General features: G+C 60.7%; 19 protein-coding genes. 8 read left to right on the top strand and 11 right to left on the bottom strand.

Features of this window, described 5'->3' with window-relative positions:
• Positions 1-58 precede the first annotated feature (58 nt).
• Positions 59-1225, top strand: coding sequence for a xylose isomerase (gene xylA, locus KGJ62_09840; GenBank protein ID MDE2126878.1), 1167 nt, complete (start codon positions 59-61; stop codon positions 1223-1225).
• 25 nt (positions 1226-1250) lie between these two features.
• On the opposite strand, the gene KGJ62_09845 is transcribed toward xylA, so the two are convergent.
• Positions 1251-2372, bottom strand: coding sequence for an alcohol dehydrogenase catalytic domain-containing protein (locus tag KGJ62_09845; GenBank protein MDE2126879.1), 1122 nt, complete (start codon positions 2370-2372; stop codon positions 1251-1253).
• 164 nt (positions 2373-2536) lie between these two features.
• On the opposite strand from KGJ62_09845, the gene KGJ62_09850 reads away from it, so the two are divergent.
• Together KGJ62_09850 and KGJ62_09855 are read left to right on the top strand one after the other, a co-directional pair.
• Positions 2537-3832, top strand: a complete 1296-nt coding sequence (locus KGJ62_09850; GenBank protein ID MDE2126880.1) for a hypothetical protein — start codon at positions 2537-2539, stop codon at positions 3830-3832.
• 23 nt (positions 3833-3855) lie between these two features.
• A complete protein-coding gene (locus tag KGJ62_09855) occupies positions 3856-4644 on the top strand; it encodes a hypothetical protein (GenBank protein MDE2126881.1) in 789 nt (262 codons plus the stop codon).
• Positions 4645-4654: 10 nt separating this feature from the next.
• On the opposite strand, the gene KGJ62_09860 is transcribed toward KGJ62_09855, so the two are convergent.
• Together KGJ62_09860 and KGJ62_09865 are read right to left on the bottom strand one after the other, a co-directional pair.
• On the bottom strand, positions 4655-5071 hold the full coding sequence (locus KGJ62_09860) for a hypothetical protein (protein MDE2126882.1): 417 nt from the start codon (positions 5069-5071) through the stop codon (positions 4655-4657).
• A 103-nt stretch (positions 5072-5174) separates the two neighbouring features.
• Complete coding sequence (locus KGJ62_09865) at positions 5175-6026, bottom strand: prepilin-type N-terminal cleavage/methylation domain-containing protein (protein MDE2126883.1); 852 nt, start codon at positions 6024-6026, stop codon at positions 5175-5177.
• 348 nt (positions 6027-6374) lie between these two features.
• Between KGJ62_09865 and ubiE the strand changes: the two genes are divergently transcribed.
• Both ubiE and KGJ62_09875 read left to right on the top strand, forming a co-directional pair.
• A complete protein-coding gene (gene ubiE / locus KGJ62_09870; GenBank protein MDE2126884.1) occupies positions 6375-7157 on the top strand; it encodes a bifunctional demethylmenaquinone methyltransferase/2-methoxy-6-polyprenyl-1,4-benzoquinol methylase UbiE in 783 nt (260 codons plus the stop codon).
• Positions 7154-8173: a polyprenyl synthetase family protein gene (locus KGJ62_09875; protein ID MDE2126885.1), complete on the top strand. Its 1020-nt coding sequence runs from the start codon at positions 7154-7156 to the stop codon at positions 8171-8173. The genes ubiE and KGJ62_09875 overlap by 4 nt, the downstream gene beginning before the upstream one ends.
• On the opposite strand, the gene KGJ62_09880 is transcribed toward KGJ62_09875, so the two are convergent.
• The gene (locus KGJ62_09880; protein ID MDE2126886.1) at positions 8136-8921 is read right to left on the bottom strand and encodes a class I SAM-dependent methyltransferase; all 786 of its coding nucleotides are present in this window, start codon (positions 8919-8921) and stop codon (positions 8136-8138) included. The genes KGJ62_09875 and KGJ62_09880 overlap by 38 nt on opposite strands.
• Positions 8918-9679, bottom strand: coding sequence for a glycosyltransferase family 2 protein (locus KGJ62_09885; GenBank protein ID MDE2126887.1), 762 nt, complete (start codon positions 9677-9679; stop codon positions 8918-8920). The genes KGJ62_09880 and KGJ62_09885 overlap by 4 nt, the downstream gene beginning before the upstream one ends.
• A gap of 219 nt (positions 9680-9898) precedes the next feature.
• Here KGJ62_09885 and lexA point away from each other — a divergent pair, with 219 nt between their 5' ends.
• Complete coding sequence (gene lexA / locus KGJ62_09890; protein MDE2126888.1) at positions 9899-10537, top strand: transcriptional repressor LexA; 639 nt, start codon at positions 9899-9901, stop codon at positions 10535-10537.
• Positions 10538-10614: 77 nt separating this feature from the next.
• Here the strand turns inward: lexA and rplL are convergent, their stop codons facing one another.
• From rplL to KGJ62_09910, 4 genes are all read right to left on the bottom strand, one after another.
• The gene (rplL, locus tag KGJ62_09895; GenBank protein MDE2126889.1) at positions 10615-11013 is read right to left on the bottom strand and encodes a 50S ribosomal protein L7/L12; all 399 of its coding nucleotides are present in this window, start codon (positions 11011-11013) and stop codon (positions 10615-10617) included.
• 42 nt (positions 11014-11055) lie between these two features.
• On the bottom strand, positions 11056-11598 hold the full coding sequence (locus KGJ62_09900; protein MDE2126890.1) for a 50S ribosomal protein L10: 543 nt from the start codon (positions 11596-11598) through the stop codon (positions 11056-11058).
• Between the two features lie 252 nt (positions 11599-11850).
• On the bottom strand, positions 11851-12105 hold the full coding sequence (locus KGJ62_09905; GenBank protein MDE2126891.1) for a hypothetical protein: 255 nt from the start codon (positions 12103-12105) through the stop codon (positions 11851-11853).
• Between the two features lie 86 nt (positions 12106-12191).
• Positions 12192-12728 carry an inorganic diphosphatase gene (locus KGJ62_09910; GenBank protein ID MDE2126892.1) on the bottom strand — a complete coding sequence of 179 codons (537 nt, stop codon included), beginning with the start codon at positions 12726-12728 and terminating at the stop codon, positions 12192-12194.
• 209 nt (positions 12729-12937) lie between these two features.
• Between KGJ62_09910 and trxA the strand changes: the two genes are divergently transcribed.
• On the top strand, positions 12938-13267 hold the full coding sequence (gene trxA / locus KGJ62_09915) for a thioredoxin (protein MDE2126893.1): 330 nt from the start codon (positions 12938-12940) through the stop codon (positions 13265-13267).
• A gap of 94 nt (positions 13268-13361) precedes the next feature.
• Here trxA and KGJ62_09920 read toward each other — a convergent pair whose 3' ends face one another.
• Positions 13362-14033, bottom strand: a complete 672-nt coding sequence (locus KGJ62_09920; GenBank protein ID MDE2126894.1) for a hypothetical protein — start codon at positions 14031-14033, stop codon at positions 13362-13364.
• Positions 14034-14257: 224 nt separating this feature from the next.
• On the opposite strand from KGJ62_09920, the gene KGJ62_09925 reads away from it, so the two are divergent.
• Positions 14258-15118 (top strand): NAD(P)-dependent oxidoreductase, encoded by an 861-nt coding sequence (locus KGJ62_09925; protein MDE2126895.1) that lies wholly within the window; start codon positions 14258-14260, stop codon positions 15116-15118.
• A gap of 8 nt (positions 15119-15126) precedes the next feature.
• Here the strand turns inward: KGJ62_09925 and KGJ62_09930 are convergent, their stop codons facing one another.
• A complete protein-coding gene (locus KGJ62_09930; protein ID MDE2126896.1) occupies positions 15127-15678 on the bottom strand; it encodes an N-acetylmuramoyl-L-alanine amidase in 552 nt (183 codons plus the stop codon).
• Positions 15679-15976: the final 298 nt, after the last annotated feature.

Below are 15976 nucleotides of genomic sequence, written 5' to 3' on the forward strand. Positions count from 1 at the left end.
GGTGATACCGCACAGACTGCCGAACCTGCGACAAACATCGTCACAGGGAGCGGGCCAGATGGCAGATTACACTCCGCGCAAGAGCGACCAGTTTACGTTTGGATTGTGGACTGTGGGCAACCGGGGACGCGACCCATTCGGCGATTTCGTTCGCGGTCCGGTCAGTCCGATCGATGCCGTGCACAAGCTCTCGGCGCTCGGCGCGTATGGCGTAAACCTGCATGATAACGATCTGGTGCCTATTGACAGCACCGCATCAGAGCGCGACCGGATAGTTCGCGAGTTCAAGTCTGCCCTTGCCGCCTCGGGCATGCGCGTTCCGATGGCGACTACCAATATGTTCTTCGACCCCATCTTCAAGGATGGCGCCTTTACCTCCAACGACCCTACGGTACGCGCATACGCGGTCCAGAAGACGATGCGCGCGATGGACCTCGGCGCGGAACTTGGCGCCGGTGTCTATGTCTTTTGGGGCGGACGCGAGGGCGCCGAGACCGATGCCGCCCGCTGCCCGATCGACGCGCTGAAGCGATACCGCGAATGCCTGAACTTTGTGGCCGCATACAGTGAGGACCAGGGCTATGGGCTCAAGTTTGCGCTGGAACCGAAACCCAACGAGCCCCGCGGCGATATCTACCTGCCGGTGGTCGGCGCCGCGCTTGCCTTTATCCAAACTCTCGACCGGCCTGAGCTGTTTGGTGTCAACCCGGAATTTGCGCATGAAACGATGGCAGGGCTCAACTTTGTGCACGCGGTTGGCCAGGCGCTGGATTGTGGCAAGCTGTTCCACGTGGACCTGAATGGTCAAAAGCCCGGACGCTACGACCAGGACTACCGGTTTGGGGCCGAAGACCTGAAAACCAACCTCTTTCTGGTACGACTGCTTGAGAGTCACGGTTACACCGGAATGCGGCACTTTGACGCACACGCTTACCGGACGGAGGATCAGGAAGGCGTTTGGGATTTTGCCGCTGGGTGCATGCGCACTTACCTCATCCTGAAGGAGAAGGCGCGCCAGATGGACTCCGATCCTGAGATTTCGGCGTTGCTTGCCGAATCCGCCGCGGATCCCAACGGGCACGCCGGGCTGATCGGCAAATACTCGCGGGATCGGGCAGTCGCCGTCCAGGCTCTGGCGATCAACCGCGATGCGGTTGGTGCGCGCGGACTGCGATACGAGCGCCTGGATCAACTGGTAAGCGAACTACTGATGGGGGTCCGATAGTCATCCGGCCAGGCCGGTGTACCCGCTAGCTGTCGAACCGGATGACCGATCGGATTACGTTGCCCGTCTCCATCTCGTGGAACGCGTCCTCCACATCCTCAAGCCGGATTTCGCGCGTAACCATTCCGTCGAGATTGAGCTTTCCCTGCAGGTAGAGTTGCGCCAGCAGTGGAAAGTCATCGCTCGGCAGCGTATCACCGGCGTGGCAAACGCGTAGGCAAGCCTTGTTCCAGTAGACGCCGGTATCCATATCGCCCAGGTTCAGCGTTACAGCAGCGTCACCTTCCGGCAGGCCGATGTGCGTGGCTGTGCCGCCGTACGAGAGCATTCGGACCGCCTGATCTATCGTCTGCGGCACCCCGACCGCTTCGTAAGCAAACTCCACGCCGCCGTCCCATCCATCGGCTGTCAACTCCCGCACACGCGCAACTGCGTCACACTCCTTTGCGTTCACCACGTCGGTAGCGCCGAAATCGCGCGCCCACTGGAGCTTCACCGGATTCACGTCGACGCCGATGATCTGCCTGGCGTGCGCCAACTTCGCCCCCTGAATCACGCTGAGCCCTACCCCGCCGCAGCCAACTACGGCAACGCGAGCGCCGCGGAACACCGGACTGGTGTTGAACACCGCGCCGACGCCGGTAACGACACCGCACGCGATCAAGCAGGCCTTTTCGAGAGGCATCTGTGCAGGCATTTTGATAGCGGCTCTGCTGTGGACCACGGTATGCGTGCTGAAGGTTCCGCACCTCAGCACCTGGGCACACGCAGCCCCATCCGAAGCACGGTGGATACGCGTACCGGGTCGCAACGCCCGATAACAGTGGCGCGGATCACCGCGTAAACAGGCGGGACACGAGCCGCACGGCGCGCGGTAGGCGATAACGACCGGATCGCCCTTTTCGAGCCCCGTAACACCTTCACCAACCTCCTCCACCCAGCCGGCGCCCTCGTGGCCGAGCACAATCGGGAACGCCATCCCCATGCCATTCATGGTCTTGGTATGCAGGTCGGTATGACAAACGCCGCTGGCAGCAAGGCGAATGAGCACCTCGTCGCGCCCAGGCGCATCGATGAGAATATCTTCCACTCTGGCCGGAGCTCCGGCCTCTGTCAGCAATGAAGCACGCCCGTGCAACGGTGCCATCTCGCAGCCTCCTGGTTAACCACCGCAGTTTACGCCGGGTTGATTTAGCGTGAGGGCCGCGGTTTCCTGCGTGAGTCCGGAACCGCCGCCGCTCGGGCTTGCAGGAACCGATGCGACGGGCGGCGAACGTTCAATCGCGTTGATGCCACGAGGAAGGTGCCAAGATGCTTGCTCGAACTATGCTGGGTTGTTTAGCTGCCGTTTTGATGGTTGCAGGAACCGTTTCCGCATCCCGCGCGGACCTGCACTCGTTTTTGGCCGAGCCCGACCCGGCCTTTCACTGGACCAAGCTGGGAGAACAGCATGTTGAAGGCGGCACCGTGTACGACCTTCACATGGTGTCGCAGGTTTGGCACGGCATCACGTGGGAGCACCACCTTCAGATATTCAAGCCCGACAACGTGGAGCATTCGCACTTCTGCACGCTGCTGAACACGGGCGGCAACGGGGGACCTTCGGACGCGGCGGTGGGCATGATGGCTGCGCGCGCCTCGCATGGCCTGTTCGCCATCCTTTTCAACATCCCCAACCAGCCGTTGTTCGGCGGCAAGTCGGAAGATGCGCTGGTTGTGTACACCTGGCTGAAGTATATGGAAACCGGCGACGACAGTTGGCCGCTGCACTTCCCGATGTGCAAGGCCGTGATCAAGTCGATGGACGCGATACAGCAGTTCATGAAATCCGAGAAGCAGCCGGCCGTTACCCAGTTTCTCATCACCGGCGCCTCCAAGCGCGGCTGGACTACGTGGCTGGCCGGCGCCAGCCAGGACAAACGGATAAAAGCTATAGCCCCTATGGTAATCGACACGCTGAACGTGGCCGCCCAGGGTCCCCATCAGCTTGCAGCCTATGGAGCGTTCAGCACCGAGATCGATGATTACACGCGAGCCGGCATTTTTCCCAAGCTGAAGACCCCAATGGGCCGCAAACTGCTCGGGCTGGAGGACCCATACTCCTACCGCAAAATACTGACGCTGCCAAAGTTGCTGATCCTCGGCACAAACGACCACTACTGGGCGCAGGATGCGCTCAACCTGTACTGGAACGGCCTTGAGGGCCCAAAGTGGGTGATGTACGACCCGAACAGTGGGCATGGGCTGGAGGACCGCGTTCGAGTGTACAATGCACTCACTTCGTTCGCCGATTGTATAGCGTCACGTACGCCGTGGCCGACGATGAAGTGGGCCTACTCCGCCGTGGCTAACGGCGCAGATCTCACGGTGTCTAGTGATACGCCAATGGTTTCGGCGCGGATGTTTCACGCGGACGCTCCCACGCAAGACTTCCGTGAGTCTCACTGGAGCTCCACACCCGTAGACGTGAACGGCAGCTCCTTTACGGGTCATATGGATAACCCCGCCACCGGCTATCGCGCGACATTTGCCGAGATCACCTACACTATCCGGCATAAGACGTTCACGCTGTCCACCCAAATCCGCATTCTGAAAGCCGGCAGTTGAAGCATTCCAGGCATCCACTCAGGATGATCTGGCTTGCCACAGCCCTGGCCTGGCCGGCAGCCGCGTTCGCGCAGAGCCCGGGCGGAAAGGCGTCGCCGCCGGCGGTTAATCCCGGCCGGCCCACCGTCACGGACCCCGCCAGCCTCACGGCGCCTGGATGGCTGGAGACGGAATTTGGTGGGCAGGACAACTGGGATCGCGGCGAGCTGTGGAGCACGCCGGTCGTCTTCAAGCTGACGATGAAGAACCAGCGGGTGGAGTATCGGCTAAGCAGCGACGGCCTGCTAATTGTGCCGCACGGCGCCGACGCAATCGGCAATACCTACCTGGCCGGCGAGTACCTGTTTCGCGATCAACAACACTTTGGGTGGGACCTTACAGCACGCTACACGCTGACGCTGCCAACGGCGCCGAGCGGTTTCGGTAGCCGCAAAGTGGACCACGCGATTCTGCTGCTTGCCAGCCGCGACTTCGCCCACTCCCATCACGGCGACGTGACGGCGCACGTGGATCTCAACATGGGAGTGGCAGATCTGGCGCGTCAATCCGCCGGCGGTCGCGACACGGAACTGCTCGGCACCGCCTCATTCACCTTTCCTCTACCCGGCGGACGCTGGCAATACACCAACGAACTGGTGTACCAATCTCCAATTGCTGGCCAGCGCAGCCAGGTTACTACGATGCACGGCGTAAGCTACGCCGTGCATGCGTGGGACGTATACGATGTCGCCCTTCAGTGGCAACTGCACGGCGACGGTCCGGTTTGGCAGCTACTGTTCGGTCGAACTTTCTTTCTGGGCCGCCTCTTCTAGCGTTTATTCGCTACGGGTTTTGCGCAGGCGGGCCCGCTTTGCTACCGTACTTTTGCCGCATCTCGGCCAGCTTCGCCTTTGCATCCTGAAAGCTCTGATGGCGGTCAGGCGGCATCTTCAGAAGCGGTTCGCCATCGGCTTTACGGCGCGCGTTTTCGGCATTGAACGCATCCATCATCCCTTTTTGGGCCTGGTGAATCGGGCCGTAGACGTGCCGGTACTCCCACTCCTTTTGAGCTTTCGTCTTCCAGCCACCGTTCCACGCGTACCAGCCGCCGGCAAACAGGCATCCGGCGAGCAGCACGGCCGCTGCGATCACCACGCCACGCGGCGCTTCGCGGCGCAGTCCGTTGGGCGTTTGAGATTTCGGCTTGGGCGCGCCCGGCCCGGACGAGGAGCCTCCTCCCAGGTTGATTGTCTCTGCCATGGCGGTTTCAAACCTCCAATCGAGAAGCTATAGACAGATGACCTGCCGGTGCGATGCCGAACGCGAAAGCACCGGCAGGTCGAACACAGCCGGCGTTGTGGCGCTATTCCGGCCAGTTCGGGTCGTTGGCAGGCGTGTAGTCGATATCTTCGATATCCAGGTTGTGCTGATAGAGCTGGGTGAGGTGGACATACTTGGCGTGCCCGTCCAGCCAGGCAACGTTGAACCCGTTGGTGTGCCGCCATGGGTCTTCCACCCCCTGCGCCTGGCACGCCTCCTGCACGCCTTCCCCACTCTTTTCTGCGACGATCCACGAGTTCATGGTCTCCCACGCCTCGGTGTCCCAGCCTTGCGACGGGCCGCAATTGGTGGTGGGAGCGGTCTCGAGCGCCTGGTCGTGTGAGTCGTAGAGGAACAGGCAGTCGGCCGGTGCTGAGACGGAAGCTTCCGTCAGGGCAACGGGACCATCGCCAGGATTATCCATGAACGAGCCCGGTGGCGTCGGAGGACCTGGAAAGTCATCGTCGGAGGAGTCGGTATTCATGGCGTACCCGTTACATCCATACTGAGGACGGTCCGGGCAGCTGAACAGGTGCTCATCCTTGATGTACGGTATCAGCGGCACACCCCAGTCGACCCAGGCACGGGGCGACGTCCAGTAGCTGCTGGTCAGGCATGGGGTGTTGTTGTCGCACTCGTAGCAGATGCTCGGTGTGTGGGCATAGCGCATGCCGGCCGGCACCACGGTTTCATCGAAATCCTCAGCGTACATCGCCGAGGCGATATTGATCTGCCGGATGTTCGATATGCATGCGATCCTGCGCGCCGATTCTCGTGCCTGGGCGAATACGGGAAACAGGATCGAAGCCAGAATAGCGATGATCGCTATGACTACTAACAACTCGATAAGCGTGAATGCGGAGCGGGTTCCTCCGCGGGCGGGCGACGTCGTCATCGTTGGAGCCTTTCTTCAAAGCCACCAATGCGGATGGTTTCAGACTGCCACAGCCAACGAGCCGGAGAAGCGGATACCGCTTCATCATCGGCGCGGCAGTTGAATCGTATCAGCTTGCAAAGTGGATGTCAAGGAGTTTGGCGCCGTTTTGTGCGCCGGCCATACCGCCTGTTTTACGCCGAACGGTACGGCTGTCGTCCGGCCCACAATAGTTCACAGGTCTTGGTTGCTTTATTGACTGGTGGCACGCCCGGCAGGTATACTCGCCACCGCGGGCAGGCTGATGCCTGCTGGAAAGGCCACGCCCTGCGCCCGGCAGGTTAGGCGTGCCGTTCGCGTTCTGCGCCTATGCACGACACTGCCTCAAACACGGGTGATATGCCGGGCTCAAGTCTCGCAGCGCTTCTCGACGCGAGCCCGGCGAGCCGCGAGCAGTCGGTCCGCGCGATGTTCGCAGCCATCGCGCCGCGTTATGACCTGCTCAACGCGCTACTCAGTTTTAACCGGCACCACGCGTGGCGTCGCGCCGCTGTCCGGTTCGCCCGCATCTCGCCCGGCCAGGTATGTCTGGACATGTGCTCCGGGACCGCAGACCTCGCGTTGGAAGCTGCGCACGCCACTGGACCTAGCGGCGCCGTGCTCGGAATGGATTTCTGCCTGCCAATGCTGGCAGCCGCACGCCGCAAGCCCCAATTCCGACAAAACGCCAATATCGTGTTTTCAACGGCCAATGCCTGCGCAATTCCGTGCCATAGCGGTCTGTTCGACGCAGTAACGATCGGCTTCGGCATTCGGAATGTGACGCGGATCGATACCTGCCTCCTTGAACTCTACCGGGTGCTAAAGCCTGGAGGTCGCCTGGTGATACTGGAATTTGCCCGTCCGGAGCGCGGCTGGACGCGGCCTATTGTCGACTTCTATCTGTTCCGGCTGCTGCCGCGGGTCGGCGCGATTTTTAGCCGAAGGGACGCGTACCGTTACCTTCCGGAATCGATGAAGCGCTTCTTGACGAGGGCCGAACTGCGCGACCGGATGGAGTTGTCCGGGTTTACCAACGTAACCTGGCACGATATGCACCTTGGGACGGTCTGTATCCACGTCGGTGTTCGTCCCGATGGCGGCGCATCGTGACAAACACGACATTCCTGGTGCCCCCGTGTGTAGGCGTTTCACCGGCAGCATTCCTTGAGTTCGTTCAGCCCGACCTTGTTCGCGTTGAAGCCAGGCTGCAGGAGGACGTGGGTCGAGAAGATCGACTGGTTGCACTGGTTGCGCGACACCTACTGCTGGCGGGTGGAAAGCGGTTGCGCCCGGCGATGGTGGCGCTTGCGGCGCGTGCCGTCGAGCCGGACTGCGACGGAGCTCGAATTGCGGTTATCGGCGCTGTGGTTGAGTTTGTTCACATGGCGACATTGGTACACGATGACGTGGTGGACGATACAGCGACGCGCCGAGGCAAACCGACCGCGAATGCGGTGTTCGGCAACGGGGCGGCTGTACTCAGTGGCGACTATATACTGGCGCGTGCCATGCGCCTGCTTGCAATCGACGGCGACCTGAGGCTCTTTCGTACTGTCGCGGAGATCACGGCCGAAATGAGCGAAGGTGAAGTTATGGAGATTGCAGCAACGGGACGCGCCGACCTCCCGATAGCGGAGTACACCGAGATTGTGCGCAAAAAAACGGCCGCCTTTGTTGAAGGTTGCTGTAGGTGTGGCGCCGTCGTGGCGCACGCCGACGAGTCCACGGAAGAGGCACTTGGCCGTTATGGATACTCCTTGGGAATGGCGTTTCAGATCGCCGACGACCTGCTGGACTACACCGGTGACCCGGAGGTAACTGGCAAACCCCGCGGAACGGATCTGCGTGACGGCCGCGCAACGCTGCCGTTTTTGCTGGCAATGCCCGCAGCGACGGAAAGCGAGCGAGCTCAGCTATTGAGCGCCCTGGGCAATGACCGGTTGGACGAGGCAGGCTTCCACGCTACGTTTGCCATTTTGGAAGAACACGGCGCATTTGATCGAACGCGGGCTGAAGCTCGAGAGTACGTAGACCAGGCAAACCAGGCACTGTCGCAGCTGCCGGCCAGCCTCTCCGCAGACTGTTTGACTATGCTGACGGAGTTTGTGGTGCAGCGAGACCGCTGACCGTGGATTGTGGTTTCTGCACGACGCAGACGATGGTAAGCCCAAATGGCAGACGAACCCGCTCCGCCACCTTATTCTCTGCCCATAGGATTCCGCGCAGCAGATTGTTGACAAATGGAGGAACCATTGGCAGCGCCGCCTGTGGCGGATCGTTGGGTGGACGCCTCGCGCTAAGCGTTCGCTGGACGCGAACTACCGGATAGAGCAGCGTCATGCAGTGCGCCAGCTTTCGCCACACGAAGCCTGCATCCCCAAACAGCGAGCCTACCTCCGCAATTCTATAGCGCCGGTAGTGCATCAGCGCAACGTCATGTTCGCTCCATAAACGCGGATCAGCCGGAACGGTGGCCACAACCACGCCGCCGGGACGCAGGACGCGCATGAACTCATCAACGGCCGGGCGATCATGGGGTAGATGCTCCAGCACGTCCAGCGCCACAACTACATCGACCGATTCGCTCTTGAGCGGTATCGCGAGCGCGTCTGCCTGAAGCATGCCCGAGAGTCCGCGACGCGCCGCAAACTGCAGGGCCAGATGCGTAAAATCGAGCGAGACCACGTGCCCCCAACGCTGCATGGCGAACGACATGGCGCCCGTACCGCACCCCACGTCCAGCAGAATGCTCCTGCCCGCCTGCGTTGAGGGTGCAAACCGGGCGATCAGGCTCTCCACCAGTTGCCTCCTGCCGGCAAACCACCAGTACGAGTCTTCCAGCCGATACATCCGCTGATATTCCGGCTCGTTCATGGCGTGGTGGGCGGCGCGGCGGACGGTCGGTACCGGGTGATACGAATGCGGACGAGCGTTTTCAGCATTCGAATGGCATCTCGGAAGAAGCGAACCTTTGAGCCTTCCTGGTGCGCCCAGCGCACCGGTACCTCGCGAATGTGAATGCCGAAGACCTGGCGCGCCACGTACAACAGTTCCACATCAAAGGCGAACGAATCGACCCGGCAAAGTCCGAATACCTGATGCGCCACGGCGCGAGGAAACAGTTTGAAGCCGCATTGCGTATCGTGTATGCCCGGCACGGCCACGACGCGCACGATACGATTGAAAAGCTTGCCGCCGAATTCACGCAGCGGAGATTGGTGGCGAAGGAGCTGGGAGCCGGCCATATCGCGCGACCCGATCGCGATCTCCATCGGTGTGGTAAGCGCGGCTTCGAGCTTCTCTACCTCTTCAATTGGCGTAGCAAGATCCGCATCGCTGAACAACACCAGGTCGCCAACCGCTCGGAGCACGCCGTACCGCACCGCAAAGCCCTTTCCGCGATTCGCGTGGTATGAGAGCAGATGGAACGCAGGATGCGCTGCTCCAAACTGCCGTGTGACTTCGGCGGTGCTGTCGCTGCTGCCGTCATCCACCACCAGCACCTCAAATGCTACGCCTCGCGCGTTGAGGTACTGATCGACGCGCTGGAGCGTCGCCAGAATGCGGTCAGCCTCGTTATAGGCGGGAATCACCACGGAGAGCGCCGGCGGTGGGTCCGGATTCTGCTGCATATCGGTGCTCACCGTAAGCGAATACGGCCGTGAAGGCTATGACCCGTAAGCGCGCGGTCGGTCAAATCGCGCTGGTGGGGCCAGCGCGCAGCCAGATCGGCCCGGCAACGGAATGATGCGGGGCCGTTGCCCGGAGAAACTATACCTTGACACAACCGTGTGGCACGGTGTACAGTAGACTTTAGTACGCCTATATTTGACGAGCGAGGGCAAAGCGCAATGACACGGGGCCTAACCGAGAAACAGGAACGCATATTGAGCTTCCTGCTGGAGTTTGTAGACGACAAAGGGTACCCGCCAAGCATCCGCGAGATTGGCAACCATTTCCAGATATCCAGCCTGCGCGGCGTCACCGTTCATCTTGACGCGCTGGAACGCAAGGGCTACATCAACCGCGCCAGCACATCGAGATCGATCACCGTGATCGGAAAAACCGGTCGCACTGCCGTAGCGCGCGGCGCATCATTCGTACCGCTTGTTGGGACCATTGCAGCCGGAACACCGATTACTGCTACTCAGAACGTTGAGGGCCAGGTTCCGGTACCGGAGGAGATGGTGCGAAATGTGGATGGTGCATTTGCCCTGCTGGTGAAGGGCGACTCCATGATTGATGCGCACATTATGCCACACGACCTGGTGGTGATTCGTCCACAGGCCAGCGCCGACAGCGGTGATCTGGTAGCCGTTCTACTCGGCGACGAGGCGACTGTAAAGCGCATCCAGTTCACGCCCACCGGCGCACGCTTGATGCCTGCGAATAACGCCTACGACCCGATTGAGGTTCGCCGGGAAGACAGCCTTATTATCGGAAAAGTTATAGGTCTTATCCGAAGTTACGACGGACTGGCGCCCCGCTAACGGCCCGGCTCGAGCTCTCGACTTGCTCGCTCCGGCGAGGCAAGTGGCGTGCATGCCTCGCCGGAAGAGCTGCCTGTTCAGCCGGCGGCCGGCTTGATCTCCACGGTTGCGCCTTCGGCATCGAACTTGGCCTTCAGTGCCTGCGCTTCCTCCATATTGATGCCCTGCTTGATGGCGGCGGGCGCCGCTTCCACCTTATCCTTGGCCTCTTTCAGGCCGAGGCTGGTGACTTCGCGGACCACCTTGATGACGTTGATCTTTTTCTCGCCGATCGCCGTCAGGACCACGTCAAAACTGGTCGGAGCTTCCTCAGCGGCGGCTTCGCCGCCCGCAACTGCGCCCGGCGCGGCTGCGACAGCCACCGGCGCCATTGCCGTAACGCCGAACACCTCCTTCAGTTCGTGGGTCAACTCCGACAGCTCAAGGACGGTTATGCCCTTGATGGCTGCGATGAAATCTTCCTTGGTGAGTGCCATTCTGTTTCTCCTGTGCCGCCCTTGGGGCGGGATCGTACGGGATCAGGCAGCCTCTTTCTGGCTGACGATTGCGTCGAGTGTGTATACAAACTCTGAAATGATGCCGTCGAGCACGCCGACGAACTCCGCGATGGGCGCTTCCAGCACACCGACCAGTTCTGCGACGAGTTGGTCGCGGGATGGCAGTTTGGAGATGCGCACAACATCCGCGGGCGAAAGCAGCTTGCCTTCGATCCATGCGGCCTTCACCACGATCTCCGGCTTGCGTATCTCACGCACGAAGTCGAGGAGCGCTTTCGATGCCCCCACGGCGTCGTCGCCCAGAAATACGGCGGCGGTTGGGCCTTTGAGGAAGTCCGCGAACGCTCCAGCCTGCTCCTCACCCAGAGAGCGCGTGAAAAGCGTATTCTTCACGACATGGAAGCGCGACCCATGCTTTCGGAGGCGGCGGCCAAGCGTCTCTTGCTCACTGACGGTTAAGCCACGATAGTCGATGAAGATCAGCCCTTTGCTCTGTTGCAGCCACTCTTTACCCGCGGCCACCTTCTGCCGACGGCGGGCATGGCGGGTTTTCTTTTGAGCCATTCTCGTATCCTCTCGTGCACCGGAAGCTGTTAAGCGCCTGTGGGCAGGCACAAAAAAGCCCCGCGGTCCGCTGCGATAACGAAGCGCAGACACGGACCCGGGGCAGGCGCCTACGCCTGGCCACTTTTGCACTGTGCGGGTACCGAGCTAGCCTCGGCCGGTGGCGTCCTTGGCCATTATGCCCGCTTAACGGGCGCCGACTGTCTGCGGTGTGCTGGTAGATGAACGGCCTCTCCGACCGGTCACGATCTATTATGGCACCACCAGCGCTGGAGCGTCAAGCATTCGCGCCGCCTCGGGCTCAATTCGTAACAGCAGGCAGCGTCGCAGTGGCACGGTTAAGCGGCTCCGCCGTAAGGCATGTGGGCCGCTTGGGTCAATGCACCGGTGGAACCAGGACCCCATCTTGAGCGCATCGAATGCCTTGTGGAACCGCTGCCACGCCCGTGGCGCGCTCCAGCGCCATCCGAGCATCACCGTGCGTCCATCACCGGCGCCAAAGTTCATTCGCGCGGCGTCACGGCGAAAGGCCAGGTACCCGGCGTCCGCCCAATGAGGTTCTCCGCTGGTTTAGGACGCCGCGCACGCTCAAGTCAGCTTCTTACGTTAGGCAGAGCGGCGCCGCCGTCGGTGCGATACATTTGAATCAATCGGTGCGCCGCGGCTGTATCCTGCCACCCGAGTACATCCACCTCCTTATCTTCAAGATCCTTGTAGACATTGAAGAAGTGGTTGATCTCCTTGAGGCGGTGTTCATAGACATGCTCGAGCGAGAGAACATTTTCGTATCGCGGGTCGTGAGCAGATACACCGAGGATTTTGTGGTCCTGCCCCTTGTCGTCGCTCATGTGCAGGACACCGACCGGTCGCACCGGCAGCACGCACCCGGTGAACGTCGGTTTGGACGCCAGTACCAGAATATCTACCGGATCGCCATCTTCAAACAAGGTGTGCGGTATAAAGCCGTATTCGCACGGATAGTGAAGCGGCGAGTAGAGCACCCGGTCCAACCGGAATACCTCCGTCGTAATATCGTATTCGATCTTGTTGCTGCTGCCCTGCGGTATCTCCACTACAACGGTTACAATCTCCGGCGCTTGCGGTCCGATCGGCAATTCGTCATACTTCATCACACGCTCCTGAACCGCTGGCCGCGGGAGGTTTAGTATACCTTTGCCGTAAATTCGCAATCCGATAGCGCCAGGGCAAGAACGGTGGAACTTACGCGCCGCAACGGACGTAGACAGACGTTGATGAAAAGCGCTGCGCTTGAACAACCGCAAGCGCGCCGGACTATTTAGGTATCATTAGAAAACCGGAGCGAAAAGGAGGAGCGTAGATGAGCAGTGCCGCGGCGGTAACCAAGGGCGATTTTGAGGAGGAAGTGCTCAAGTCACCGATACCGGTAATGGTAGATTTTTGGGCCATTTGGTGTGGCCCCTGCAAACAGATAGCCCCAGCTGTAGACGACCTTGCCACCGAGTACGCAGGCAAGCTCAAGGTTTTGAAGGTGAATGTTGACGAGGAGCAGGAGATTTCCGAGCGGTACGGCATCCAGTCCATCCCCACACTGCTGTTCTTCAAAGACGGCAAACAGGTGGATCGGATAATGGGTGCGTACCCGCGACGGCAGATCGCCGCGAAGATCGACTCCGTGCTGACGGCCTAACCAGCCGGAGTTTTGGCCAGCGGGCGGGGATGGCGCTCAATCGCCGTCCCCGCCCGCATTGCGTTACCGTGATGCCGGGCAGGGATTGTACCGATCAGGGATTACCGTCAGATGGCGGCGATGCCGGCGCGCCGGCCGCCTTCTGCATCTCGGTAAGCAGTGCGGCGCTGCCGGCGTAACTTACAAACTCCTGAAGTACGAAGTAGTTGAACATCTGATCGGTTGTTCCGCCCGCCCCTTTTCCTTGCGTCACCAGGTAGTCCTTGGAGAGGCCCGCAGCGGTATCCACCTGCTTTTTCGTTAATATAGCCTTCAGGGCTGTAGAGACATCCACGATATTCTGCATGTTGAGCTTCGTACGCTCGGCCAGAAACTGATCCTCGATAGCCTTAGCCCTCTTCTCGAAGTCGGCCGGCATCGCGCCACCCACCAGCATCGTAGCCTTCAGCGCGGCTATCTCGCCCTTCATCGGCTCTACCAGCTTCTCGGCAAGCGCATTGACTTTTACGGTGTAGAGCGCTGCCTGTCGCGTAATGATGGTGGCGATGTCGCCATCCTGCTTCGCTGTGAGGTGCAGCTTGTTCAACGCGTTGAGGCGATCGATCTGGTCGAGCTCCATGTAGGTGCTCGCCGGGCCGGCGGATGTTTGATCCGATGGGGTCTGGTTGGCATTCTGTGCGCTCGCGGCGCCGCAGGCAATAAGCGCCAAACTGAGCGCACACGAGAAGGCCATTCCAGCACGGCGCGAGAGACTTTGGACTATCATGGCGATGGAAACCTCCTATATCTGAGCGCCCCGCACGGAGGCAACGTGTGACTGCCGCGATTATCTGCTGGTATTATGGCTTACAGTCTGCATGCCGCAACGACGCCTCATGTGCGCCGGGGCGTAAAAGATGCCGTGCATGTTGGACGACGGAGAGTGCCCGCCGGGTTACCACGTGACTCCGGCGCGGCGAATTGGGCGGCCGGCAGGGGGCTATTGCATCCATGAAGATACTTATCACCGGAGCTAAAGGCAATCTTGGCTCGTGCGTGGCGCGGCGCCTGAATACCGGCAGCAATGAACTGGTGTTGATGGACGCAGAACCGATAGAAGCCGTTGACAACTGCACGCCGGTGCAGGCCGACATTCGCGACGCCGCCGCCGTATCGTTCGCCATGACGGGCTGCCACGCGGTAGTACATGCCGCCGGTTACGATCAACGCGCCATGGATCACCACAATATCGATGACTTCTACCACGTTAACGTCACCGGAACCCACAATGTGCTGAGGTGCATGCTGCAGCACAACACGGCAAATCTTATCTACTGCTCCTCGGAGGCGGTCTACGGGGCGGGTTTGCGCGACTGCACGGTGCTGACTGAGTTGTGCGCCTGCGTGCCGAGTCAGGTTGCGGGCTTGACCAAGCACCTGGCCGAGGAGATGTGCCGTTACTACAGCCGCAGGCGAGCCGTGCGGGTGGCAATGCTTCGGTTTGGGCCCTTTTCGCACGGCGACTGGAAAAACGCCGGCCTTGCGCGGTTAGCAAACGGCCTGGATCGCGAAGACGCGGCTCAGGCGGTGGTGCTGGCGCTTGGCGCGGTCCAGGACGAGGCATTCGGCTGCCAGGCATTCGGCATTCACGCGCTGACGCCATTTACCGACGAGGACTGGCCGGAGCTGGAAGTCAATCCCGCTGCGGTACTGGATCGATACTATCCCGGCTGCACCGATATCCTCGCCAGCCACGGTTTGCGCGTACCGCACCTTCATACGCGATACGACATTACACGGGCCGTGACGCTGTTGGGGTACGACCCCGAATACAACTTTGAGCAGTTCCTGCGCCGCTTGCGCTCGCACTGAGAATGGAATCAGGCGCCGGGACGTACGGGCGCAGGCGCGGCGGCCACGCCGTTTCCGAGATTTGCCTCATTGGCCATAGCCCACAGCGTTAGCTCCTCCCGGAAGCTCTGCCAGGGAAAGCGCCGGCCAGGACAGGAGGTCTGGTTTACGTCGCAGTGCCGCCGAACATTTCCGATTGGGATGTGGTACTTCAGCATCAGCCTTTGGCACAGCGCCATGAGTGAGGTCATCTCCTCCACCGTTGGCCGGTGCGGCCACCAGTTTGGATTGCTGCGCGTGGAGAACGCGCCGATAAGGCAGATGCCCAACCAGTTGTTGTAGCCCCGAGCGTGGCAGCCCGGACAGTGGTCCGGGCGCCCTTGCTGGATCGTGCCGTCCGGCAAGATGACGTAGTGGTAGCCGATGTAGTAGGTTTTGCCGTGGTACTGCGTGGCCCATCCGGGGTGATCGGTGCGGTGGATCATATTGATGCGCCTGGCATCGATCGGCACGCCGTCAACCTCGGCGGGCGTATCCGAGGAGTGGATGACGATCCCGCCCGGTTCCGGCGCCAGCTTCACCCGCGTCACCTGCACGGTTGGAATTGGATCCGGCCGGGGCCTGGTTGGGCCGCAGCCCACTGAGCAAACAACGACGCAACTTTCCAGTGCAAGTAGGCCCGCGCCGATGCGTAACTGCAGCCACGGTGTGGTCAACGGACGATAAAACCTGCCTGTTCCAGAATCGGCGCCTCTCCATTGTAATTAAACCGGCAGCCGATGTCAAGCGCAGCGGCCATTGACCATTATGTCGCGCAGTGCGCTGAATTGCACGGATCAGGACAGTTTTATTCTGTAAGGACACAGAATACTGTCACTT

The sequence above is a fragment of the Armatimonadota bacterium genome (genome assembly GCA_028871815.1).
Classification (GTDB): domain Bacteria; phylum Armatimonadota; class Chthonomonadetes; order Chthonomonadales; family Chthonomonadaceae; genus REEB205.

What these genes read in the sequence shown, in the direction of transcription:
- xylA (MDE2126878.1), top strand. Translation starts at nt 59, where the DNA reads ATGGCAGATTACACTCCGCGCAAGAGCGACCAGTTTACGTTTGGATTG.
- KGJ62_09845 (MDE2126879.1), bottom strand. Translation starts at nt 2,372, where the DNA reads ATGGCACCGTTGCACGGGCGTGCTTCATTGCTGACAGAGGCCGGAGCT.
- KGJ62_09850 (MDE2126880.1), top strand. Translation starts at nt 2,537, where the DNA reads ATGCTTGCTCGAACTATGCTGGGTTGTTTAGCTGCCGTTTTGATGGTT.
- KGJ62_09855 (MDE2126881.1), top strand. Translation starts at nt 3,856, where the DNA reads ATGATCTGGCTTGCCACAGCCCTGGCCTGGCCGGCAGCCGCGTTCGCG.
- KGJ62_09860 (MDE2126882.1), bottom strand. Translation starts at nt 5,071, where the DNA reads ATGGCAGAGACAATCAACCTGGGAGGAGGCTCCTCGTCCGGGCCGGGC.
- KGJ62_09865 (MDE2126883.1), bottom strand. Translation starts at nt 6,026, where the DNA reads ATGACGACGTCGCCCGCCCGCGGAGGAACCCGCTCCGCATTCACGCTT.
- ubiE (MDE2126884.1), top strand. Translation starts at nt 6,375, where the DNA reads ATGCACGACACTGCCTCAAACACGGGTGATATGCCGGGCTCAAGTCTC.
- KGJ62_09880 (MDE2126886.1), bottom strand. Translation starts at nt 8,921, where the DNA reads ATGAACGAGCCGGAATATCAGCGGATGTATCGGCTGGAAGACTCGTAC.
- KGJ62_09885 (MDE2126887.1), bottom strand. Translation starts at nt 9,679, where the DNA reads ATGCAGCAGAATCCGGACCCACCGCCGGCGCTCTCCGTGGTGATTCCC.
- lexA (MDE2126888.1), top strand. Translation starts at nt 9,899, where the DNA reads ATGACACGGGGCCTAACCGAGAAACAGGAACGCATATTGAGCTTCCTG.
- rplL (MDE2126889.1), bottom strand. Translation starts at nt 11,013, where the DNA reads ATGGCACTCACCAAGGAAGATTTCATCGCAGCCATCAAGGGCATAACC.
- KGJ62_09900 (MDE2126890.1), bottom strand. Translation starts at nt 11,598, where the DNA reads ATGGCTCAAAAGAAAACCCGCCATGCCCGCCGTCGGCAGAAGGTGGCC.
- KGJ62_09905 (MDE2126891.1), bottom strand. Translation starts at nt 12,105, where the DNA reads ATGAACTTTGGCGCCGGTGATGGACGCACGGTGATGCTCGGATGGCGC.
- KGJ62_09910 (MDE2126892.1), bottom strand. Translation starts at nt 12,728, where the DNA reads ATGAAGTATGACGAATTGCCGATCGGACCGCAAGCGCCGGAGATTGTA.
- trxA (MDE2126893.1), top strand. Translation starts at nt 12,938, where the DNA reads ATGAGCAGTGCCGCGGCGGTAACCAAGGGCGATTTTGAGGAGGAAGTG.
- KGJ62_09920 (MDE2126894.1), bottom strand. Translation starts at nt 14,033, where the DNA reads ATGATAGTCCAAAGTCTCTCGCGCCGTGCTGGAATGGCCTTCTCGTGT.
- KGJ62_09925 (MDE2126895.1), top strand. Translation starts at nt 14,258, where the DNA reads ATGAAGATACTTATCACCGGAGCTAAAGGCAATCTTGGCTCGTGCGTG.